This window comes from Pseudomonas sp. AOB-7 (genome assembly GCF_003696305.1).
In the GTDB taxonomy this organism is placed as follows: domain Bacteria; phylum Pseudomonadota; class Gammaproteobacteria; order Pseudomonadales; family Pseudomonadaceae; genus Aquipseudomonas.
In genome coordinates, this window is sequence record NZ_RFFK01000001.1 from 513,722 (window position 1) to 532,995 (window position 19,274).

Below are 19,274 nucleotides of genomic sequence, written 5' to 3' on the forward strand. Positions count from 1 at the left end.
GGGTCAGTCCTCGGTGGAAGGAAACCAGATGGCGCGCCGCTGCCAGTCGTCCAGCAGCGCGCGGGCGTTATCGAGGTAGTCGCCATCGGCGACCAGGCCATGCTCGGCGGCCAGGGCCGCGAGCGCGGCAGCGGGCGCCTCGCCGGCCTGCAGACGCAGCGCCAGGCGGTAGGCGAACGGCGCCAGCTGCATGAAGCGCACCCTGTCCTGGCCGTCGCGCCAGGCCAGCAGGCAGCTGGGTTCGGCCGGGGGCGTCTCGGGGCGGTAGTCGCGGCCGATGCGCTGCACCGGCCAGGCATAGGCCAGCGGCCAGGCCAGGGGCGACCAGCCGCGGTCCGGCAGCTCGGCCTCGCTGACGTCCAGCGCCAGCTCCACCCATTCGTAGTGCGCCAGCTCGAGGATGAACGGCGGATCACCCGCCTGCGCCCGGTAGCCCTGCTGCAGCCAGGCGAGAAACTCCTGGCTGATCGCAAGAAAATAGGGCGTCGTCGCCCGGTGAGCGGCGATAAAGGCGCGCAGCAACGAGCGCCAGCGCGCCTCGTCGAACAGCGAACGCAGCACCGGGAAGGCGCCGCTGACGAAACCCTCGATATTGTTGAAAAACAGCTCTTCATAGACCGCCATGCGCTCGGCCGCGATGCCGGGCAGCAGGGGCTCGGCCTCGGGCTGGCGGATGCGCGCGGCGAAGGCGCGCTGATGGTCGACGCCGCTCATGTGCCGTACCTGCGCGCGCCCGCGGCCGCGTCCTGCAGGCGGCGGATCTGCGCCAACTCGGCGTACAGCTCGGCCAGCGGCGGGAAGTTGAAGTCGCGCTCCAGCAGCGTCGGGCGCACGCCGTGACGCGCGTAGGCATGCGCCAGCAAGGCCCACACCGGGTCGATCACCGGCGCGCCGTGGGTGTCGATCTTGAGATCGGCGGCCTGGTCGTAATGCCCGGCCACATGCAGGTAGGCGATGCGCTCGCTCGGCAGCGCGGCGGTATAAGCCTGGGCATCGAAGTTGAAATTGATGCTGTTGACGTAGAGGTTGTTGACGTCCAGCAGCAGCTGGCAATCGGCGCGCTCCAGCACCGCGCGAACGAAGCTCGCCTCGTCCAGCTCGCCCGGCAGCTGCGCGTAAGCCGAGACGTTCTCGATGATCAGCGGCCGCTCCAGCAAGTCCTGGACGATGCGCACGCGCTCGGCAATGCGCACCACCGACTCCTCGGAGAACGGCAGCGGCATCAGGTCGTAGAGCTGGCCGTGATCGGCACAGGCCGACAGGTGCTCGCTGTAGCCGAGCACGCCATGGGCATCGAGAAATGCCTTGATGGCCCGCAGCAGCTCCAGGTCCAGCGGCGCGAAGCCGCCGAGATTGAGGGACAGGCCATGGCAGAGCAGCGGCCGGCGTTCGCTGAGCGCGCGCAGTTGCCTGCCCAGGCGCCCACCGACGCCGATCCAGTTCTCCGGCGCCACTTCGAGAAAGTCCGCACCGCTCGCCCCGTCCTCCTGCAAGGCGGCGAGCAGGCCACGACGCAAGCCGAGGCCGGCGCCGCTGACGAAACGAGCCTGCATGATCCGTCCCCCGTTCCCTGCCTTATTCGCTCTTCTCGGCGCCGCACTTGCCCTCGCCGCATTTGCCTTCGCCGTCGGCCTTCATCTCGCCGCCGCATTTGCCCTCGCCACACTTGCCCTCGCCTTCGGCCTTCATCTCGCCGCCGCACTTGCCTTCGCCGCAGCTGCCCTCATGGCCCTTCTCGTGCGCGGCCAGACTGTAGCCGCTGGCGAGTTCCTCGGCGGCGAAGGGATTGCCCGCCGCCTGAGCGGTGAAGGCGACGGACGTGAGCAGCGCGGCGCCCAGGGTGGCGGTCAGGGTATTGAGCTGTTTCATGGCAATTCTCCAGAAGTTTTCCTGCGTGGGGCCGGATTGGCACCCTCGCTGAAATGGACGGGGCGGCCTGCCTGGCGTTACAGCGCCGCCGGCTCTTTTTTCCGGGCCCATGCAGGAAACACCGCTCGCGGCACGCCGGGACTATCGGCCGAGCCCTGCACCGCCAGGGTGCGCCGCCACATGCAGAAAAAATCCATGGACCTTTTGTCGATAAATTTACTTTTTATATTTCAACAACTTAATTAATTACCCAGCTATTCATTGGCGTACTTCCTGCTTGCCATCACCGGCACAGTCCCCTAGGGTAGTTCGCCATGTGGTCCCTGATTGCCCCCATCAGTTCATTGCTGAGCGGGGTCGCGTTACTCCTGCTTGGCAATGGTCTGCTCAACACCCTACTGACCCTGCGTGGCGTCGCCGAAGGCTACTCCACCACGATGCTCGGACTGATCATGTCCGGGTACTTCGTTGGGTTCCTCCTCGGTACCTGGCTGGCGACTCCGCTGGTCAAGCGCATCGGGCATATTCGCGCGTTCGCCTGTTGTGCCGCACTGGCTGCCATCGCCGCACTGCTCCATCTGCTGCTGATAAATCCCTGGGTCTGGCTGGGTCTGCGGGTGCTCTATGGCCTGGCGCTGGTGACGCTGTACATGGTCATCGAGAGCTGGCTCAACGCCCAGGCACCCAACGAGAAGCGCGGCCAGGTGTTCGCCGTGTACATGGCGGTCAACCTCGGCGCCCTGGCGCTGGCCCAGCAACTGCTGCACCTGGCCGACCCGGTGCAGTTCACCCTGTTCGCCATCGCCGCCATCCTCATCAGCGCCGCGTTGATGCCCATTACCCTCACCCGTCAGGCACAGCCGAGCCTGCCGGAAACGCCGCCGAGCAACCTGCGCCAACTATGGAATATTGCGCCGCTGGCGATAGTCGCCGCCGGCCTCTCCGGCCTTGCCATGGGCGGCTTCTGGGGCATGGCGCCGGTCTACGCCAGCCTGGCCGGCTTCGATACCTCCGGCGTCGGTCTGCTGATGACCGCGACCATTCTCGGTGGCGCCCTGCTGCAATGGCCCATCGGTATCTACTCGGATCGCCACGACCGGCGCCAGGTACTGCTCTGGGTGGTGATACTGGCAGTCGCCCTGGCGCTGATCATGAGCCTGCTGCCAGCCGGCCCGTTGCTGCTCGGCGCGATCTTCATCTGGGGCGGCCTGGCCTTCGCCATCTACCCCATCGCCGTCGCGCAACTGATCGACCAGTTGCACAGCGACGAGATTCTTTCCGGCTCCGCCAGCTTACTGATGGTCAATGGCATCGGCTCGGTGTGCGGGCCGCTATTGGCCGGCTTGCTGATGGAGCAGCTGGGTGCCAGCGCACTGCCGCTGTACTTCGCCTGCACCCTCGGCCTGCTGGCCGCCTACACCTTTTACCGGCTGCGCCATGTCAGCGATCTGGTCAGCGGCGACGCCGCGCACTTCACGCCCATGCTGCGCACCAGCCCCACGGTATTGGAGCTGATGCCCGATGCGCCGCCCCATGATTCGACGGAGGAGACGATTCAGTCCTGAAGTCATAGAACCTGTTCAAAGACTCGCGAGCTAGAGCCAGGCAAGGCGAAGTCGAGCGAAGAAGCGGAGTTTACGTGCTGTAAATGAGCATTCTGAGCTCGACTTCAACGCAGCATGGCCGACGCGCAGCAGTCTTTGGACGGGTTCTTAAAGGCTGCTTCGGCAAGGCCTTGAGCCTACCCCAAGCAGCCAGAAACCCGGCCCGTCGGCCGCGCGCATTCGCGCCAAACCGCAGCGGCCACTTCTGGAGAAACAACGATGCTATTAGCTACCGATCTGGATGGAACCTTTCTCGCTGGCGACCCCGAAGATCGCCTGAGCCTTTATCAGACCATCGCCGCCCACCCCGAGATCAAGCTCGCCTATGTCACCGGGCGCAGCCTGGAGGCGGTATTGCCGCTGCTGGCCGACCCGACGCTGCCGCAGCCGGATTACATCATCGCCGACGTCGGCGCGACTCTGGTGCATGGCGACAGCCTGCAACCGATCCAACAGCTGCAAAGCGTGGTCGATGCCCGCTGGCCCGGCGAAACCCAGGTAGCCAGCGTCATCGAGCCGTTCGGCCTGGAGCGTCAGGACGTGCCGCAGGCGCGCCGCTGCTCCTACTTCTGCACGCCTGAACAGGCGGCCAACCCGGCGCTGCGCGAAATTGCCGACGAGCTGGGCTGCGACCTGCTGTACTCCGCCGAGCTGTACCTGGACTTCCTGCCCAAGGGCGTGAACAAGGGCAGCAGCCTGCAGGCCCTGGCCGACTGGCTGGAGCTGGACCACGACCAGGTACTGGCAGCCGGCGATACGCTCAACGACCTGTCCATGCTCAGCGCCAGTTTCCACGGTGTATGCGTCGGCCAGTCGGAAACCGCACTGCTGGAAGCCACCGCCAACCACTCGCGCACCCTGCATGCCAGCCGCCCTGGCTGCGGCGGCATTCTCGAAGCCTTCGCCCATTTCGGCTTTCTCGGCGAGCACGGCATCGCAGCCGAACGTCGCCAGGCCGCGCAACCGGGCAAGGCCGAACTGGTGATGGTCTATCACCGCCTGCCTTATGAGGAATACCGCAATGCCGCCGGCAAGCTGCAGCGTCGCCGCCCCACCTCGCCCAACGGCATCATTCCCACCCTGCTCAGCTTCTTCGGCGACGGCCGTCCCGGCTCCTGGGTGGCCTGGGCCGTACACGAGGACGGCGATGAGCCGTTCGACAGCCACACCACGGTGGACGCCGAACGTTATCCCAAGCTCACCGCCGCGCGGGTCAAGCTGAGCAAGGAAGAAGTCGACATCTTCTACAAGCGCTTCTCCAAGGAAGCCTTCTGGCCGACCCTGCATACGTTCTGGGAACGCGCGATATTCAACGAGGACGACTGGCAGGTGTTCCTCAAGGTCAACCGCGCCTTCGCCGAACGCACGGCGCTGGAGGCCGCCGAAGGCGCCATCGTCTGGCTGCACGACTACAACCTGTGGATGGTGCCAGCCTACCTGCGCGAGCTGCGCCCGGACCTGCGCATCGCTTTCTTCCACCACACCTACTTCCCCTCGGCCGACGTGTTCAACGTGCTGCCCTGGCGCCGGCAGATCGTCGGCAGCCTGCTGCAGTGCGACTACATCGGCTTTCATATTCCGCGTCAGGTGGAGAACTTCGTCGACGTCGCCCGTGGTGTGTTCCCGCTCAAGACCCTGGAGCGGCAGAGCTGCGCGCCGCGCTTCATCACCTATGGCTGCGCCGTGGGTCTGGAGCGCATGACCACCGCGCTGGACACCGGCACCCGCCAGGTCAGGCTCGGCGCGCATCCGGTGGGCCTGGACATCGACCGTGTGCGCAATGCCCTGGAAGCGCCAAAGATTCGCCAGCTGATGGCCCACCTGCGGGAGGAGATGCAGGGCGTGAAGCTGATCCTCTCGGTGGAGCGCCTCGACTACACCAAGGGCATCCTGGAAAAGCTCAACGCCTACGAGCGGCTGCTGGCCGACAACCCGGAGCTGCTGGGCAAGGTCACCCTGGTCAGCGTGTGCGTGCCGGCAGCCAAGGAAATGACCATCTACGACGAGCTGCAAACGCAGATCGAACAGGCAGTCGGTCGCATCAACGGCCGTTTCGCCCGCATCGGCTGGACGCCGCTGCAGTTCTTCTTCCGCAGCCTGCCCTTCGAGGAAGTCAGCGCCTGGTACGCCATGGCCGATGTCATGTGGATCACCCCGCTGCGCGATGGCCTCAACCTGGTAGCCAAGGAGTTCGTCGCCGCGCAAGGCCTGCTCGGTGGACGTGGCGTGCTGGTGCTGTCGGAGTTCGCCGGCGCGGCGGCCGAGCTCAAGGGCGCGCTGCTGACCAACCCGCACGATCCGGCCGACCTGGCGCAGACCTGCTACCTGGCGCTGAACCTGCCCGCAAGCGAGGCCCAGGCCCGTCTGCGCGAGCTGTTCGATATCGTCTGCTTCAACGACATCCGCCGCTGGGGCGAGGAGTTTCTCGCCGGGGTCGAACCGTTGCAGGAAAGCGAGGTGCTGGAGCTGGCCGGTTGAATCCGTTGCTGCGCACGGCCCAGGCGACCGCGCGCCACCCTACGGATGGCCGACACCCTCCATAGGGTGCGCCGGAAAACGCGCGTCTCCCCGGCTCAGTACCCCCCACCGCCGCGTCCCGGCTTGCCGTACTTCTTGTTCAGGCCAGGCGGCACGCCTTTGGGTCCCTTGGCCCAGGGGCCGTCGTGCCGGCCGGAGGAATACCAGTGGTTGTCGTGCCAGCGGTAATAGATGTGGTCGCGGTAGTACAGGTGCGGCCAGCCGATGACCACATAGGCGTCGATACCCGGATCCCAGCGCCACTCGACGTGAGGTGGTGGCGCATAGTACGGAGGCGGACGGTGCCCGCCGACGTGCACGCTGCAGGCCGTCAGCGGCACCGCCAGGCCCACCAGCAGCAGATAGCGCAGTTTCATCGCGAAGCCCTCTTGCCGGCCCTGTCTTGAGCTTAGACCTCGGCTGCTTCGCGCGGTTTTCAGGCGACCTGGGGGCCAGGCGGGCAGCGCGCCCCGCGACATGCGCGGGCCGACACCGCCCGAGGTGACGCGGGGCCGACCCGGTCGGCCTCGGTCCGGCTCAACCCTGCTGGCTATCCACCGCGCAGTTGATCATCCAGGACACACCGAAACGGTCGGTGAGCATGGCAAAACGCGTGGCCCAGAAGGTGGCCTGCAACTCCATCTGCACCGAACCGCCAGCCGACAGCGCGGCGTATAGGCGCTCGGCCTCGGGCACGTTGTCCACCTGCAGCGAAACGGAACAGCCCTTGATGCCCTCATAGGGGTACTGCGGCAGATTGTCGGAGGCCATCAGCAACTGGTCGCCGACCGTCAGGCACACATGCATGATGCGTTGCTGGTACTCGGCCGGAACCTGCATATCCTCCGGGCTGTCGGCGTAGCGCATCATCTCCAGCTGGCCGCCGAAAACTTCCGCGTAGCGGTTGAAGGCGGCCTCGCACTGGCCGTCGAACATCAGATAGGTATGAATCTTCATCACAGCACTCTCCTTAGTTTTCAATACCGATGCGCGCGCGAATGCGGTCTTCCTGCTCGCGCAATTCGGGGGTGAACTCTTCGCCGAAATCCTCGGCCTCGAATATCTGGCGGATCTCGATCTCGGAATCGCCGGGCATCGGGTTGGGGCAGCGCTTGACCCACTCGATGCATTCGGCGAGCGAGGCCACCCGGAAGATCCAGAAGCCGGCGATCAGCTCCTTGGTTTCCGCGAAGGGGCCGTCGATCACCGTGCGCTGACTGCCGGCAAAGCGCACCCGCGCGCCCTTGCTGCTGGGCTGCAGACCTTCGCCGGCGAGCATCACGCCGGCCTCCACCAGTTCCTCGTTGTAGCGCCCCATCGCCGCCAGCAGCTCCTCGCTGGGCATCACACCGGCTTCGGAATCCGCGGTGGCCTTGACTATCACCATGAAACGCATCGCCTTTCTCCTTGTTCGAGTCGAAGTAGCGCAGGGGTCTCCCTACGGCTGACACTGAACCCATGGCTGGGGTTCTGAAGACTAGTCGAGCGGGCGATGGACGAATCGACAGTGATCGGAAAAAAATGTCAGGCCAGCTGCAAGGCGCGCCTCACCGCGTCGAGAAAGGCCTGCGGCCGCTCCAGCATCGGCAGGTGGCCGGCGTCGGCGATCTGCGTCTGGCTGGCGGCGGCCTGCTCGGCCCAGGCCGGCACGTGCCAGCCGGCGCGCGAACGGGCGCCAGCCAGCAGATGCACGGGATGGCTGGCGAAGACCCGGCGCAGGCCGTCGCGATAGCCGTCCGGGGCGGTCAGCGCCACCACCGAACAGGCCATGGCCTGCAGCGTGCTGGCCGGCTGCTGGGCCAGCCAGCGCTCGGCTATACCCAGGCTGCGAGCATCGACGGCGACCCCGGCACGCGCCAGCCAGGCGCCCGGATCGGCGCGAAAACCATCGAGCATTGCCTCGGCTTCGAGCGCCGACATACGCGCCACCGCCGCCGACCAGAAGGCGTCGTCCAGGCTGAAATTGCCCTCCACGCTGACCAGGCTGCGCACCCGCTCGCCATGGGCCTGGGCGAACAGCATGGCGACCGCCCCGCCCACCGAATGACCGACCAGATGCACCGCCTCGCCGGGAAACTGCTCCTCGATCACGCGATACAGATGCTCGACCTGCGCGGGCAGATCGATGGCCTCGGCCGGCACCTGGCGCTGCGCGCCGTAGCCGAGCAGATCGGGCGCCAACGCCCGCCCCGGAGCGAAAGCGGCGCACAGCTCGGGTAGCTGCAGGCTGCCGATCAGGCCGTGGATAAAGACGACGGGAGTCTGCATGGCGAAATCCTTTCTGGGCCATGGAACGAAGCGCCGAGCATAACCCCGTAACGGGCGCCGTGCGCACCGGTACGGGCAACCAGGGCATGCGGATGCTGGCGACGCTGGCCATCCGATCTGGCGGGCGCAAGGAGCCATCATCAAGGGCCGGAAGCGCCCGATATCCTTTGGCCGCGACAGGCGCGACCATTAGCGGACTCTCCGGCTGGACGGTACGACCAGTGCCGATTGGCACTGGTCGCCATCTTCGCTGGATCAACCGGCCGTAACGGTCATGCCGCCATCTGCCATGACCACCGATCCGACGATGAAGCTGGCCCGATCCGAGGCGAGGAATGCCACCACCTCGGCGATCTCCTCCGGTTGAGCCGCACGGCCGATGGGGGCGGCCTCGCCATGCTGCGCCAGGAAACCCGGGCCATCCTCGACCACGTCGTTGAGGATGTTGGTGATGACGTCGCCGACGCCGATGGCATTGACCCGGATGCCGTGCTCGATGGCTTCGAGTGCCAGGGTGCGGGTCAGCTGAGCCAGCGCGCCCTTGGAGGCGGTGTACGCAGCAATGGTCGGGAAGGCGAAGTAGGAGGCGTAGGAGGCGATGTTGATGATGGCGCCCGACTTGTTCGGCATCATTGCCTTGACCGCCTCGCGGGAATGCAGGAAGGCCGCGGTGGCGTTCACCGCCTGGATACGCTCCCAGTCTTCGCGCGTCATATCGATCACCAGCTTGTTGATGATGATGCCGGCGTTGTTGACCAGGATGTCCAGCCGGCCGAACTTCTCCACAGCCAGCCCGACGGCGCGCTCGGCGGCTCCGTCCTCGGTGATGTCAGCCACCAGCGGCACCAGCCCTGGGCGAGCGAGCTCCTCAACGGCAGGGTTAAGGTCCTCGGCGATGACCTTGGCTCCCCTCGCGTGCAGCATCAGTGCGATGGCCTTGCCGATACCGCTGGCTGCACCGGTAACCAGTGCAACTTTGCCGGCGACCTCTTGGATAACGGTGTTGTTGATAACAGTCATGGTGATCTCCTTCGTCACGAGCCAGCGAGAAATTCGCGGCCCAGCACCCTCAGGCGCTGTCGTTTTCGACAGGCTCACTGTCTCGCAATGCCATGAGTCGGGCTTTGGGGTAATTGCCGGCAATGTCGGAGTTTTGCGCTGAACTGGTCCTGTTGGAGAAGGGCTGCTGCGCCTGTATTTCCCTGTGGGCAAGCGAGTGTTCACGGCCTGTCGTTGAGCCCGGGATAAGATGGGATCAACGTTCGAGGGAAGAGAAATGATTCAGGGCCGGCCCCCTGCGCTGGCGAGCGCTGAGATCAAGGCTGAAGGGACGAATCTATCAACAGGCTTATGTTCTGTTCGTGCGCGTCGAAAACGGCAAGCCGGCTTCCAGCCACGCATGCCTCGATCCGGCCAGGGCTGCGATCGCCCTGGACGCACCAGAGTCGGGCTGGTGGACCGAGCGCTGCAACCTGCTCGAAAACGGCGCGCTGCGTTACCCTAACGGTGCCGCCCCCTGCGCGGGGCATCGCCGATGGAGAACCTGTGGGCCCTCTCGAATCTGACGAGCGCGCTGCCAGCGGTCAGCAACGCATCGCCGCCGAATCGATGCCGCAGCACCTACCGGGCAAGCCTCGCCTATTGCCGGCGCGCCCGCAGTTGCAGGACGCCGTGATGCAGCTGTACAGCCATCACACCGTTACCGACCCGGTTCTGGTCCCTGCGGTTGTGGAGCCGTTGCTGGTGCTGGTTCTGGCCGGATCGGCCAGGGTCGAGGAGCGTTCACTCGGCGGGCAATGGCAGGCGGCAGAGGTACAGGTCGGCGACTTCTTCCTGACCAGCACCAGCGAACCCTATGAGATGCGCTGGCAAACCCACGGCGCCGATTGCTTCGAGGTGATGCACCTCTATCTGGGTTTGCCGCTGATCGATCTGGCTGCACGCGAGGTGCTGGGCGATCAGGAAAGGTCGGTAACCTTTCGCGATATCTCCGGTGCCCGCGATGAGCGGGTGACCGCCATGCTGCAGCAGATACGCAAAGAGCTGGTCGACGAACACCAACCCAGTGCCCTGGTGGTGAATTGCCTGACCCAGGCGCTCGCGGTGCATCTGGTACGCAATTACCTGGATCCGCACAGCCCAACTCGTAGAGCCAATGCGCTGCAGGCGTACAAGCTTCGCCGTGTGGTCGAGGCGATGAACGAGCGCCTTGCCGAAGATTTCAGCCTGGCCTACCTGGCTCAGATCGCGGACCTCAGCGAATACTACTTCAGCCGGATGTTCAAACGCGCCACCGGCCTTTCACCCTCGCAGTATTTCATCCGTCTGCGCATGAACCGCGCCCGGAGTCTGCTGCTCGAGACCGACCGCAGCGTCATCGACATTGGGCTGGAGGTCGGGTATTCCAGCCCGAGCCATTTCTCGCAAGTGTTTCGCCGGGAGGTGGGCGTCACCCCCAGCGCCTATCGGCAAACCTGAGCCACCCCAGATCTCAGAGATTCTGGGGCAAGAAGCGCTCACTCAGATCCAGGGTTCGACCGGCCACGCGGAATTGTCCTCGCCCCTGGTAGTGCAACGTGGCCGGCTCGGTGACGGTCGAGGCCACATGCCCCTTGACGACTTCCCAGATGAACAGACCGTACTCGTCAATCTGGCTGTCATCGGCCAAGCGGCACTCGAAGCTTGCGTAGCATTCGTCGATGAGGGGCGCCTTCACCCGCGTTGCAGGCGCCGCGGTCAGGCCACAGGTTGCGAACTTGTCGGAGGATCTGCCCGAGCTGTTGCCCACGGCGACGACGGCCTCGACCAGGTCGGCGGTCGGTACGTTGATCACGCATTCCCGGCTTCGGCGGATCAGCTCATGGCTATGGTTGCCTTCCCAGATGTAGCAACCGAATAGCGCAGGCCTGAACTGCATCATCATGTGCCAACCCATGGTCATGATGTTGCGCTCACCTCGCCAACTGGAGGTGACCAGGACTATCGGGCCCGTCTCGAGATGACGTCGGGTTTCGACCAGCGGAAAGTCGGTTTTCTGATAGCGGCGCATGCCCGCCTCCTCTGCTTGAACAATGGAGCGCCAGACTCCCGCAGTCCCGGCGCCTTTGCTGTCGCGAGCCTGCCCACCCTGTCGGGGAATTGCGGCCAGAAGAAGCCGGGCATCTGCGCGGCTTTTGATGCGCCTGGGACACGAGGTCCGACGACCACGGACTCGAATGGCGACGGGTTGTGGTCGAACTTGCGAGGCGCCGTGACGCGGGGATGGCTGGTGCCAGCAAGCGGAGCAGTCATCCGCTCAACGGATAGTGAGGTGGGCCGCCAGGAAATCCATGAACACTCTGACCCTGGTGGGCAACCGCCCCCCTTGCCCCACGTAGACCGCGTGGACCTCGGTTTTCACCGTGGGCAGGTAATCCTCCAGCACCGGCAGAAGCCTGCCTGCGGCCAGATCCTGCTCGACCTGACAGAAGCCGACGCGCGCGAGGCCGAGCCCCAGGAGCGCCAGGTCGCGAACGCCGTTGCCATCACTGACTCGAGCGTTGCCCGCCACCGGCACAGAGATCGCCTCGCCATTCTTTTCCCTGAGGCCCCACTCCATGGAAGGCTGGCTGAAGGTGAACCCCAAGCAGTTATGGGCCGCGAGCTCCGACGGCACCTGCGGGGTGCCGTGCGCTTCGAGATAGGCAGGCGATGCCACGATCAGGGTCCGAGTCTCCCCCAAACGTCTGGCGACCAGGTTCGAGTTCTTGAGCGGGCCACTGCGGATCGCGACGTCCGCGCGGGAGCTGATCAGGTCAACGACCTCGTCGCTCAGGTACACCTCTACCGAGACCCCTGGGTGGTGCTCGAGAAACTCGTTCAGCAGCGGCAGCAGATACAGTCGGCCGATGTCCACGTTGCAGTTGACCCGCACGATTCCCTGAGGCGCCGAGCTGGCTGCAGCCTCCTGCTCCGCCTCATCGAGAGCGGCCAGGATGGTCAGGCAGCGCTCATAGAAGGCTGCCCCTTCGGGGGTCAGCAGTTGTCGACGTGTCGAGCGATTGAGCAGGCGGGCGCCGAGCCTGCTCTCCAAACGAGAAACCAGCTTGCTCACCGCCGAGGGGCTCATCGCGCAGCTTTTGGCCGCTGCCGTGTAACCGCCGTCCTCGACGACCCTGACGAAGACGCTCATTTCGGCGAAGCAGTTTATGTCTAGCCGTCTCATATGAATTCACGTCACAAGTGGTATGCCTGAGGACCGGCTATATCGGCCGGATCATCGCTCTTACGCTGTTTCCCAGAGCCCGAGCTGAACCTCGAAATTCAGCAACAGACGTGCCACCGCAAGCGGAAATGTGTCGGGAGGATGCGATGAACAGCAAGGTCAAACTGGTCCTGATTTACGAAGGAAACGATGAAGAAGCGATCGGCCCTGCGTTGGCGAGATGGGCCTCGGTGGTTATAGCGCAACGCGCCGAATTCGACTGCTGCCTGCTCGATACCTCTCAGCAGCGAGCAGCGCTTGGTCAACTCGCCAGGGCCGATGCCTTCCTGATCCTCGCGTCGGAACAAAGCCATGGTTACTCCGCCGAACTGAAGGCCTTCATCGACCAGGCGACGATTCGCTGGCAGGCCAGGCCGGTGGCCTTCATTGGCTATGGCGGTGAATCGGGTGGCATGAACGCCATAGCTCAGCTTCGCCAGGTCCTGGCGGGGCAGCACGCCGTTCCCATCTGCAGCGTAGTCACACTGCCCAATCCGTGGGCGCTATTGGATGAGAATGGATCTTGTCGTCTGTCGGATCAGGCAAGAATTCCCATGGCACGCATGTTGGTTCTACTGAACTGGTGGGCAATAGCCCTTAGGTCAGCACGGGAGCAAAAGCCTTATGAGCTGGTGAGCCAGTAACGGCACTTATGCAGGATTAGGCAATAACTGCGCAGTAATCGATTAACGACTACCAGTCCCTTAACCCTAATCTTTTTCCAGGCCCACTTGCGGGTGAACAGTGAACCGGAGAGGAAAAGACCATGAAGAATGTTGAAGGCAAGGTCATCGTCATTACTGGCGCCAGCAGCGGTATTGGTGAAGCCACTGCACGGCTGCTGGCCAGCCGCGGAGCGAAGGTGATGCTGGGTGCTCGGCGCACTGACCGTCTCGAGCAGATTGCAGGCGAGATTCAGGTAGCCGGTGGGACCGCCGCGTTTCGGGCCCTCGACGTGACCAGCAGAGAAGACGTCCGGGACTTCATTGACTTCACCGTCACGCGCTTCGGTCGGGTCGATGTCCTGATCAACAACGCGGGCGTAATGCCGCTTTCCAAACTCGAAGCTCTCAAGGTGGACGAGTGGGACCGCATGATCGATGTCAACATTCGTGGGGTGCTGCACGGCATCGCAGCGACGCTTCCGCTGATGCAGCAGCAACGCGCCGGGCAGATCATCAACATCGCCTCGATTGGTGCATACGCCGTCAGTCCGACCGCGGCTGTCTACTGTGCGACCAAGTACGCCGTGCGAGCCATTTCCGAGGGCCTCCGGCAGGAGGTCGGCGGCGACATCCGGGTGACCGTCATCGCACCTGGCGTAACCGAATCCGAGCTGGCTGACAGCATCTCCGATGAGGGCGGTCGCGCCGAAATGGTGGAGTTCCGCAAGATCGCCATCCCTGCCGAGGCCATAGCTCGAGCAATCGCCTATGCCGTCGAACAGCCCGCGGACGTAGACGTCAGCGAGCTGATCGTGCGGCCCACGGCGAGCCCCTTCTGACGGTTGAGCAACGTCGCGGCTGGCCTTCTGCGAGGCCAGCTTGCGCGCAGGCTCGCGCAGCTGCATCGCAATACCAGGCAAGGCAAGTCGCATCTTTCCCCAACAGAGGATCAGCGAAATGGCGAAACCGTCGGGAGATCAGAACAAGTACGTTGGCATGTGGGTGACCGCGGATGGCCGCATTCGTCACGAGCTGCTTGCCGGTGGCCGTTACGACGAGGCCCGCGGCAAGAAGAAAAGTGCCTATCAGGGGCGCTACTGGCTTGAGGGCGACCATATCGAATACGTGGACGATACCGGCTTCACCGCAGATGGCGAGTTCCGTGATGGTGTGCTCTACCACGCCGGGATGGTTCTCTATCGCGAAGAGATGGAATCCTAACTAGGAGCTGACCGTCCGCTATTGGCCGGTTGCAGCCGCTCGTGAGAGGCAGCTACCGGCCAAAAGCGGACGGTTCTTCAGTGGCTAAAAAGACATTAATTGAGGCTTGGAGGTCTCTACAAAATCTGAGGCGATTCAATGTGTAGCTCCTCCAGAACTGCCCCGCTGATATCAAGGAGGTGCAGCTCTGGTGGAGTATTAAGCGACCGGCGTTACTTCATCGTTGGCATGGAGAACGAGACGCTCTCGCGCACCCCTGCCGACGGCCAGCGCTGTGTGACTGTCTTGCGCTTGGTGTAGAAGCGAACGGCATCCGGGCCGTAGGCGTGCAGATCACCGAACAGCGAACGCTTCCAGCCGCCGAAGCTGTGATAGGCCACGGGCACCGGCAGGGGCACGTTGATGCCGACCATGCCGACCTTGATGTTGTCGGAGAAGTAACGAGCCGCTTCGCCATCACGGGTAAAGATACAAGTACCGTTACCGTATTCGTGGGCATCGATCAGATCCATCGCGGCCTGCATGCTGTCGACCCGTACGACCTGCAGCACCGGGCCGAAGATCTCTTCCTTGTAGCTGAGCATGTCGGGGCTAACCCGATCAATTAGCGTACCGCCAACGAAGAAGCCGTTTTCGTGCCCCGCCACCTGCGGGTTGCGGCCATCGACCACGATCGTCGCGCCCTGTGCCTCGGCGCTGTCGATGTAGCCGACCACCTTCTGCTGATGGGCCTTGGTAATCACCGGGCCGAAGTCGTTGCTCTTGTCCGAGTAGGCGCCGACTTTCAGCGACTGCATGGCAGCCTGCATCTTCTCGATCAGCGTGTCGGCGGCTGCATCGCCCACGGCGACGGCCACGGACAGCGCCATGCAGCGCTCGCCGGAGGAGCCAAAGGCAGCCCCCAGCAGTTGATTGACAGCGTTGTCCATGTCGGCATCGGGCATCACGATGGCGTGGTTCTTCGCTCCGCCCAGGGCCTGGCAGCGCTTGCCGTTGGCGTTGGCGGTCTTGTAGATGTACTCGGCGATCGGCGTCGAACCCACGAAGCTGACGGCCTGCACGCGCGGGTCGCCAAGCAGGGTGTCGACCGCTTCCTTGTCGCCGTTGACCACGTTCATCACCCCATCGGGCAGACCGGCTTCCTGCAGCAGCTGGGCGATGAACAGGGTCGAGCTGGGGTCGCGCTCGGACGGCTTGAGCACGAAGCAGTTGCCGCAGACGATGGCCATGGGGAACATCCACAGCGGCACCATCGCCGGGAAGTTGAACGGGGTAATGCCGGCCACCACGCCCAGCGGCTGGAACTCGCTCCAGGAGTCGATGTTCGGGCCGACGTTCTTGCTGTGCTCGCCCTTGAGCAGCTCCGGGGCACCACAGGCGTACTCGACGTTTTCGATGCCGCGCTGCAGCTCGCCCAGCGCGTCATGGGCGATCTTGCCGTGCTCCTCACCGATCATCTGGGCGATGCGCTCGGCGTTCTGCTCCAGCAGCTCCTTGAAGCGGAACATGATCCGCGCGCGCTTGATCGGCGGCGTGTTGCGCCATTCCGGGAAGGCCGCTTCGGCGGCGGCGATGGCCTGCTCGACAGTGGTCTTGGCAGCCAGGGCCACTTGCTTGCTGACCTCGCCGGTGGAGGGGTTATACACGTCCTGCAGACGGGCGGCGTCGTTGATGATCCGGCCGTTGATCAGGTGTCCTACTGTGTTCATTGGGTGACTCCTCAGAAGTGAGCGACAGGGCGCAGAGCCGCTGCCTGAACGTTGGGAAATGGGGCCTACCAGAGGCTGCGGTAGAGCTCGATCATTTGCCCAACCGTGGGCACGCGCGGGTTGTTGCCCGGCGAGCCGGATGCCAGCGCCTGCTGCGCCATCGTCGGCATCAGTTGGAAAAAGCGCTCGCGGTCGATGCCGAACTGCTCCGGGGTCGGAACCTGCAGCTCGTCATTGAGCGCCTGTAGTTCGGCGAGCAGCTTGGCGTTGGCCTGCTCGGTGCTGTCCTGCCCGGTGGCGACCCCCATGGCCCGCGCACAGTCGGCGTAGCGCTCGGCAGCGGCGGGGATGGAAAAGGCCGTCACGCTGTGCAGCAGCATGGCGTTGGACAGGCCATGGGGTACATGGAAGAAGGCGCCGATCGGCCGGCTCATGCCATGCACCAGTGCCACCGAAGCGCTGGAAAAGGCGACGCCGGCGAGGGTCGAGCCCAGCATCATGGCCTCGCGGGCGGCCTTGTCGGAGCCGTCATGGTAGGCGCGGCGCAGGTTCGGAGCGATCAGGCGCATGGCCGCCAGGGCCTGGCTGTCGCTATAGAGGTTGGCCTTCTGGCTTACATAAGCCTCGATGGCGTGAGTCAGGGCATCGAGGCCGGTATCGGCGGTGACACGCGGCGGCAGACTGAGCGTCAGGCTGTAATCGACCAGTGCGGCGACGGGCATGAAGCCGATGCCGACGCAGAGCATTTTCTCGTCGTTCTGCTCGTCGGTGATAATGGTGAACCGGGTCACCTCCGAGCCGGTGCCAGCCGTGGTGGGCACCGCGATGATCGGCAGGCCGGTCTCGGTGACGTTGCGCGGAAACTTGTAGTCGCGCATTTCGCCGCCCAGTTTGGCCAGGATGCCGATGGCCTTGGCGCTGTCGATTGGGCTACCTCCACCCAAGGCGATGATGCTGTCGTAATCGCCTGCGCGCGCCTTCTCCACCCCGGCCCGAATCGAATCGACCGTAGGCTCGGGAACGGTGTCGGCGAAAATGTCCGCCTTCAGACCGCTTGCAGCCAGGGCGGCCTGAATACGTCCGGCGTACCCCAGTTGAACCATCATCTTGTCGGTGATCAGCAGCGGGCGCGAACAGCCGAGACTGCTCAGCACGTTCGGGATGGCCTCGCTGGCACCGGCGCCTAACTGCATGATGCGGGGCAGTATCACTTGATTGGTCATGTGCACTCCAGGTTGTGTAGGCATGAGAGGACCCCTGGGACCTGCTAGGCCATCCCATGCGTTGTCTGAGAAATGTCTGGTGTAGCGCGGGCAGTGACGGTGCCCGGCGTTTACGCTATTGGTCGGAACTCATAGGTGCCGCGGGATTAGGGGCTGCGCCATAGGCATAGCCAGGACTCCCATGGGCCGGTCCGCTCTGGCTGGTCGGAGCCACGCTATCGACGATCAGCGTCGGTGAAGTCAGGCGCTTGCCAAAGTCTTGATTGAGCATGCGCAGCAGCGACCATGCGAGGACGCCCAGTACCGGAATTAATGGCAGGGCCACGATAATGGTGGAGGTTTGCACCGCCTTGAGCCCGCCCACCTTGATCAGGCCGATGCCAACCACCGCCAGCAGCAGCGCCCAGGTGATGCGAATCCAGCGGCGTGGTTCCTCATAACCGGACAGCTCGCGCGAGGTGACCGACGCCAGCACGTAGGCCGCCGAATCCAGAGTCGTGGCGAGGAAGACGAAGCACAGCAGAACGAAGACCGCGATAACCAACTCGGCCATGGGCATGGTCTTCAGGATCGCCAGGACAGTGGCGGGAATACCCTGCTGGTTGAGAATGGCGCTGACATCCAGTGCCCCTGAGAGCTGCAGGTCGAGGGCATAGCCACCCCACACCGCGAAAAACACCCAGCAACCCAGGCTGCCCCAGATCAGCTCGGCGAACACCAGTTCCCTGATGGTACGACCACGGGAGATGCGCGCAACGAAAAGACCCATCATGGGCGCATAGGCGATCCACCAGGCCCAGTAGAAGATGGTCCAGTCCTGGGGAAAGCTGCCCTTGGCGACAGGGTCGGTCCACAGGCTCATCTGCACGAAGTTGTTGACCATCAGGCCGACGCTATTGGACCAGCCGTTGATGATGAACAGGGTTGGACCGATGGCCAGGACAAACAGCAGGAGCAGCACCGCCAGATAGACGTTGATGTCACTGAGGATCTTGATGCCTTTGCTCAGGCCGTACCACACGCTCATGCCGAACAAGGCGGTCCACAGGCCGAGAATCAGCATGTCTAGGCCGAAGGAGGGCTGCAGGCCGAGAACGTCGGAAGCCAACATCGAAACCAGCGGTACTGCCAACCCCAGCGAGGTACCTACACCGCCGACGATGCCGAAAACCACCACGGTATCCAGCAAGGTACCCATCCAACCGTTGGCCTTGTCGCCCAGTAGTCCTCGGGCTGCTACTGATAGGCGCACTCCTGGCTGACGGCGAACGTACATGGAGTAGGCAATAGGAATCGCCGGTAGGCAGTAGAAGGCCCAGGGCGTCAGGCCCCAGTGGAACTGCCCGTAGGCCAGCGCCCACTCGGCCGCTTCCTTGCTTTTGGCTGCGATGCCTAGCGGCGGGCTATCGAAGTAGTAGATCGGCTCGACCCAGGCCCAATTGGCGATGGCGATACCGATACCGCCACAGAAAATCATGGCGACCCAGCTGAAGTAGGAAAACTCGGGTAGGTCCTCGGCACGGCCGAGGTGAACCTGGCCGTAGCGCCCCAGGGCGAGCCACAGCAGGAACACCACCGCGCCGAGGCCAGCGATCAGATAGAGCCAACCGAAACTGCCGGTGGCGAAGCCGAACAGCTGCTTGATGACCAGGTTTCCAGACTCGGGAAACAGGACCAGGGGAATGGTGATGCCGAGAATAACGGCAATCGAAGGCCAGAATACTCGCCCGTCTAGGGCCGAGCCGTGGTTAATGTTACTCATCGCGAAAATCTCCTCTTGTAGGCTGGCTACGGTGGCGCGCGTTAAGCGGGCACCGGGAGCCGTAGTGCGCGGAAACGGATTGCGGGTTATCCGTCGTATCGCTCGGCGCCAAAGCGCTGCCGGTCGAAGAGAGGGCGATGAACATCGGGTGTGGCTTTCTTGTATTTGTTATTCATGATGCTTCTCATAAGGT

At 63.9% G+C, this 19,274-nt stretch carries 19 protein-coding genes; 6 read left to right on the forward strand and 13 right to left on the reverse strand.

The window, feature by feature from the left end; translation table 11 throughout:
* Window positions 1-3: 3 nt before the first annotated feature.
* From EA796_RS02465 to EA796_RS02475, 3 genes are read right to left on the reverse strand one after another with little or no spacing between them, the layout of a single operon-like run.
* Window positions 4-714, reverse strand: a complete 711-nt coding sequence (locus EA796_RS02465; RefSeq protein ID WP_122107399.1) for a DUF2063 domain-containing protein — start codon at window positions 712-714, stop codon at window positions 4-6.
* Window positions 711-1,553 (reverse strand): DUF692 domain-containing protein, encoded by an 843-nt coding sequence (locus tag EA796_RS02470; protein WP_122107400.1) that lies wholly within the window; start codon window positions 1,551-1,553, stop codon window positions 711-713. The genes EA796_RS02465 and EA796_RS02470 overlap by 4 nt, the downstream gene beginning before the upstream one ends.
* 22 nt (window positions 1,554-1,575) lie before the next feature.
* A complete protein-coding gene (locus tag EA796_RS02475; RefSeq protein WP_021443516.1) occupies window positions 1,576-1,869 on the reverse strand; it encodes a hypothetical protein in 294 nt (97 codons plus the stop codon).
* 314 nt (window positions 1,870-2,183) lie between these two features.
* On the opposite strand from EA796_RS02475, the gene EA796_RS02480 reads away from it, so the two are divergent.
* Window positions 2,184-3,434, forward strand: coding sequence for an MFS transporter (locus tag EA796_RS02480; protein WP_122107401.1), 1,251 nt, complete (start codon window positions 2,184-2,186; stop codon window positions 3,432-3,434).
* A gap of 258 nt (window positions 3,435-3,692) precedes the next feature.
* On the forward strand, window positions 3,693-5,951 hold the full coding sequence (ggpS, locus tag EA796_RS02485; protein ID WP_122107402.1) for a glucosylglycerol-phosphate synthase: 2,259 nt from the start codon (window positions 3,693-3,695) through the stop codon (window positions 5,949-5,951).
* 95 nt (window positions 5,952-6,046) lie between these two features.
* On the opposite strand, the gene EA796_RS02490 is transcribed toward ggpS, so the two are convergent.
* From EA796_RS02490 to EA796_RS02510, 5 genes are all read right to left on the reverse strand, one after another.
* Entirely contained in the window at window positions 6,047-6,367 is a 321-nt protein-coding gene (locus EA796_RS02490) for a hypothetical protein (protein WP_021443519.1), read from the reverse strand.
* Between the two features lie 160 nt (window positions 6,368-6,527).
* Window positions 6,528-6,947, reverse strand: a complete 420-nt coding sequence (locus EA796_RS02495) for a VOC family protein (RefSeq protein WP_021443520.1) — start codon at window positions 6,945-6,947, stop codon at window positions 6,528-6,530.
* 13 nt (window positions 6,948-6,960) lie between these two features.
* Window positions 6,961-7,386: a YciI family protein gene (locus EA796_RS02500; protein ID WP_021443521.1), complete on the reverse strand. Its 426-nt coding sequence runs from the start codon at window positions 7,384-7,386 to the stop codon at window positions 6,961-6,963.
* A 128-nt stretch (window positions 7,387-7,514) separates the two neighbouring features.
* Window positions 7,515-8,258, reverse strand: coding sequence for an alpha/beta fold hydrolase (locus EA796_RS02505; RefSeq protein ID WP_122107403.1), 744 nt, complete (start codon window positions 8,256-8,258; stop codon window positions 7,515-7,517).
* Window positions 8,259-8,513: 255 nt separating this feature from the next.
* Window positions 8,514-9,278, reverse strand: coding sequence for an SDR family NAD(P)-dependent oxidoreductase (locus EA796_RS02510; RefSeq protein WP_021444272.1), 765 nt, complete (start codon window positions 9,276-9,278; stop codon window positions 8,514-8,516).
* A gap of 588 nt (window positions 9,279-9,866) precedes the next feature.
* Between EA796_RS02510 and EA796_RS02515 the strand changes: the two genes are divergently transcribed.
* Entirely contained in the window at window positions 9,867-10,736 is an 870-nt protein-coding gene (locus tag EA796_RS02515) for a helix-turn-helix domain-containing protein (RefSeq protein WP_122107666.1), read from the forward strand.
* A gap of 13 nt (window positions 10,737-10,749) precedes the next feature.
* On the opposite strand, the gene EA796_RS02520 is transcribed toward EA796_RS02515, so the two are convergent.
* Window positions 10,750-11,307 carry a flavin reductase family protein gene (locus tag EA796_RS02520; protein ID WP_122107404.1) on the reverse strand — a complete coding sequence of 186 codons (558 nt, stop codon included), beginning with the start codon at window positions 11,305-11,307 and terminating at the stop codon, window positions 10,750-10,752.
* A 246-nt stretch (window positions 11,308-11,553) separates the two neighbouring features.
* Window positions 11,554-12,462, reverse strand: a complete 909-nt coding sequence (locus tag EA796_RS02525; RefSeq protein ID WP_122107405.1) for a LysR family transcriptional regulator — start codon at window positions 12,460-12,462, stop codon at window positions 11,554-11,556.
* Between the two features lie 146 nt (window positions 12,463-12,608).
* Between EA796_RS02525 and EA796_RS02530 the strand changes: the two genes are divergently transcribed.
* The 3 genes from EA796_RS02530 to EA796_RS02540 all read left to right on the forward strand — a co-directional run bounded on the left by EA796_RS02530 (window position 12,609) and on the right by EA796_RS02540 (window position 14,387).
* Window positions 12,609-13,145 carry an NADPH-dependent FMN reductase gene (locus tag EA796_RS02530; protein WP_122107406.1) on the forward strand — a complete coding sequence of 179 codons (537 nt, stop codon included), beginning with the start codon at window positions 12,609-12,611 and terminating at the stop codon, window positions 13,143-13,145.
* A 122-nt stretch (window positions 13,146-13,267) separates the two neighbouring features.
* Window positions 13,268-14,005, forward strand: a complete 738-nt coding sequence (locus EA796_RS02535) for an SDR family oxidoreductase (protein ID WP_122107407.1) — start codon at window positions 13,268-13,270, stop codon at window positions 14,003-14,005.
* 118 nt (window positions 14,006-14,123) lie between these two features.
* Window positions 14,124-14,387 carry an Atu4866 domain-containing protein gene (locus tag EA796_RS02540; protein WP_003239677.1) on the forward strand — a complete coding sequence of 88 codons (264 nt, stop codon included), beginning with the start codon at window positions 14,124-14,126 and terminating at the stop codon, window positions 14,385-14,387.
* A gap of 212 nt (window positions 14,388-14,599) precedes the next feature.
* Here the strand turns inward: EA796_RS02540 and EA796_RS02545 are convergent, their stop codons facing one another.
* The 3 genes from EA796_RS02545 to EA796_RS02555 form a co-directional block, all read right to left on the reverse strand.
* Complete coding sequence (locus EA796_RS02545; RefSeq protein ID WP_122107408.1) at window positions 14,600-16,096, reverse strand: CoA-acylating methylmalonate-semialdehyde dehydrogenase; 1,497 nt, start codon at window positions 16,094-16,096, stop codon at window positions 14,600-14,602.
* Between the two features lie 65 nt (window positions 16,097-16,161).
* Complete coding sequence (locus tag EA796_RS02550) at window positions 16,162-17,319, reverse strand: iron-containing alcohol dehydrogenase (RefSeq protein ID WP_122107409.1); 1,158 nt, start codon at window positions 17,317-17,319, stop codon at window positions 16,162-16,164.
* Between the two features lie 115 nt (window positions 17,320-17,434).
* Window positions 17,435-19,081 carry a BCCT family transporter gene (locus tag EA796_RS02555; RefSeq protein ID WP_122107410.1) on the reverse strand — a complete coding sequence of 549 codons (1,647 nt, stop codon included), beginning with the start codon at window positions 19,079-19,081 and terminating at the stop codon, window positions 17,435-17,437.
* Between the last annotated feature and the right edge of the window lie 193 nt (window positions 19,082-19,274).

What these genes read in the sequence shown, in the direction of transcription:
- EA796_RS02535 (WP_122107407.1), top strand. Translation starts at nt 13,268, where the DNA reads ATGAAGAATGTTGAAGGCAAGGTCATCGTCATTACTGGCGCCAGCAGC.
- EA796_RS02555 (WP_122107410.1), bottom strand. Translation starts at nt 19,081, where the DNA reads ATGAGTAACATTAACCACGGCTCGGCCCTAGACGGGCGAGTATTCTGG.
- EA796_RS02530 (WP_122107406.1), top strand. Translation starts at nt 12,609, where the DNA reads ATGAACAGCAAGGTCAAACTGGTCCTGATTTACGAAGGAAACGATGAA.
- EA796_RS02490 (WP_021443519.1), bottom strand. Translation starts at nt 6,367, where the DNA reads ATGAAACTGCGCTATCTGCTGCTGGTGGGCCTGGCGGTGCCGCTGACG.
- EA796_RS02540 (WP_003239677.1), top strand. Translation starts at nt 14,124, where the DNA reads ATGGCGAAACCGTCGGGAGATCAGAACAAGTACGTTGGCATGTGGGTG.
- EA796_RS02545 (WP_122107408.1), bottom strand. Translation starts at nt 16,096, where the DNA reads ATGAACACAGTAGGACACCTGATCAACGGCCGGATCATCAACGACGCC.
- EA796_RS02470 (WP_122107400.1), bottom strand. Translation starts at nt 1,553, where the DNA reads ATGCAGGCTCGTTTCGTCAGCGGCGCCGGCCTCGGCTTGCGTCGTGGC.
- EA796_RS02515 (WP_122107666.1), top strand. Translation starts at nt 9,867, where the DNA reads ATGCCGCAGCACCTACCGGGCAAGCCTCGCCTATTGCCGGCGCGCCCG.
- EA796_RS02525 (WP_122107405.1), bottom strand. Translation starts at nt 12,462, where the DNA reads ATGAGACGGCTAGACATAAACTGCTTCGCCGAAATGAGCGTCTTCGTC.
- ggpS (WP_122107402.1), top strand. Translation starts at nt 3,693, where the DNA reads ATGCTATTAGCTACCGATCTGGATGGAACCTTTCTCGCTGGCGACCCC.
- EA796_RS02480 (WP_122107401.1), top strand. Translation starts at nt 2,184, where the DNA reads ATGTGGTCCCTGATTGCCCCCATCAGTTCATTGCTGAGCGGGGTCGCG.
- EA796_RS02475 (WP_021443516.1), bottom strand. Translation starts at nt 1,869, where the DNA reads ATGAAACAGCTCAATACCCTGACCGCCACCCTGGGCGCCGCGCTGCTC.
- EA796_RS02505 (WP_122107403.1), bottom strand. Translation starts at nt 8,258, where the DNA reads ATGCAGACTCCCGTCGTCTTTATCCACGGCCTGATCGGCAGCCTGCAG.
- EA796_RS02510 (WP_021444272.1), bottom strand. Translation starts at nt 9,278, where the DNA reads ATGACTGTTATCAACAACACCGTTATCCAAGAGGTCGCCGGCAAAGTT.
- EA796_RS02520 (WP_122107404.1), bottom strand. Translation starts at nt 11,307, where the DNA reads ATGCGCCGCTATCAGAAAACCGACTTTCCGCTGGTCGAAACCCGACGT.
- EA796_RS02550 (WP_122107409.1), bottom strand. Translation starts at nt 17,319, where the DNA reads ATGACCAATCAAGTGATACTGCCCCGCATCATGCAGTTAGGCGCCGGT.
- EA796_RS02495 (WP_021443520.1), bottom strand. Translation starts at nt 6,947, where the DNA reads ATGAAGATTCATACCTATCTGATGTTCGACGGCCAGTGCGAGGCCGCC.
- EA796_RS02500 (WP_021443521.1), bottom strand. Translation starts at nt 7,386, where the DNA reads ATGCGTTTCATGGTGATAGTCAAGGCCACCGCGGATTCCGAAGCCGGT.
- EA796_RS02465 (WP_122107399.1), bottom strand. Translation starts at nt 714, where the DNA reads ATGAGCGGCGTCGACCATCAGCGCGCCTTCGCCGCGCGCATCCGCCAG.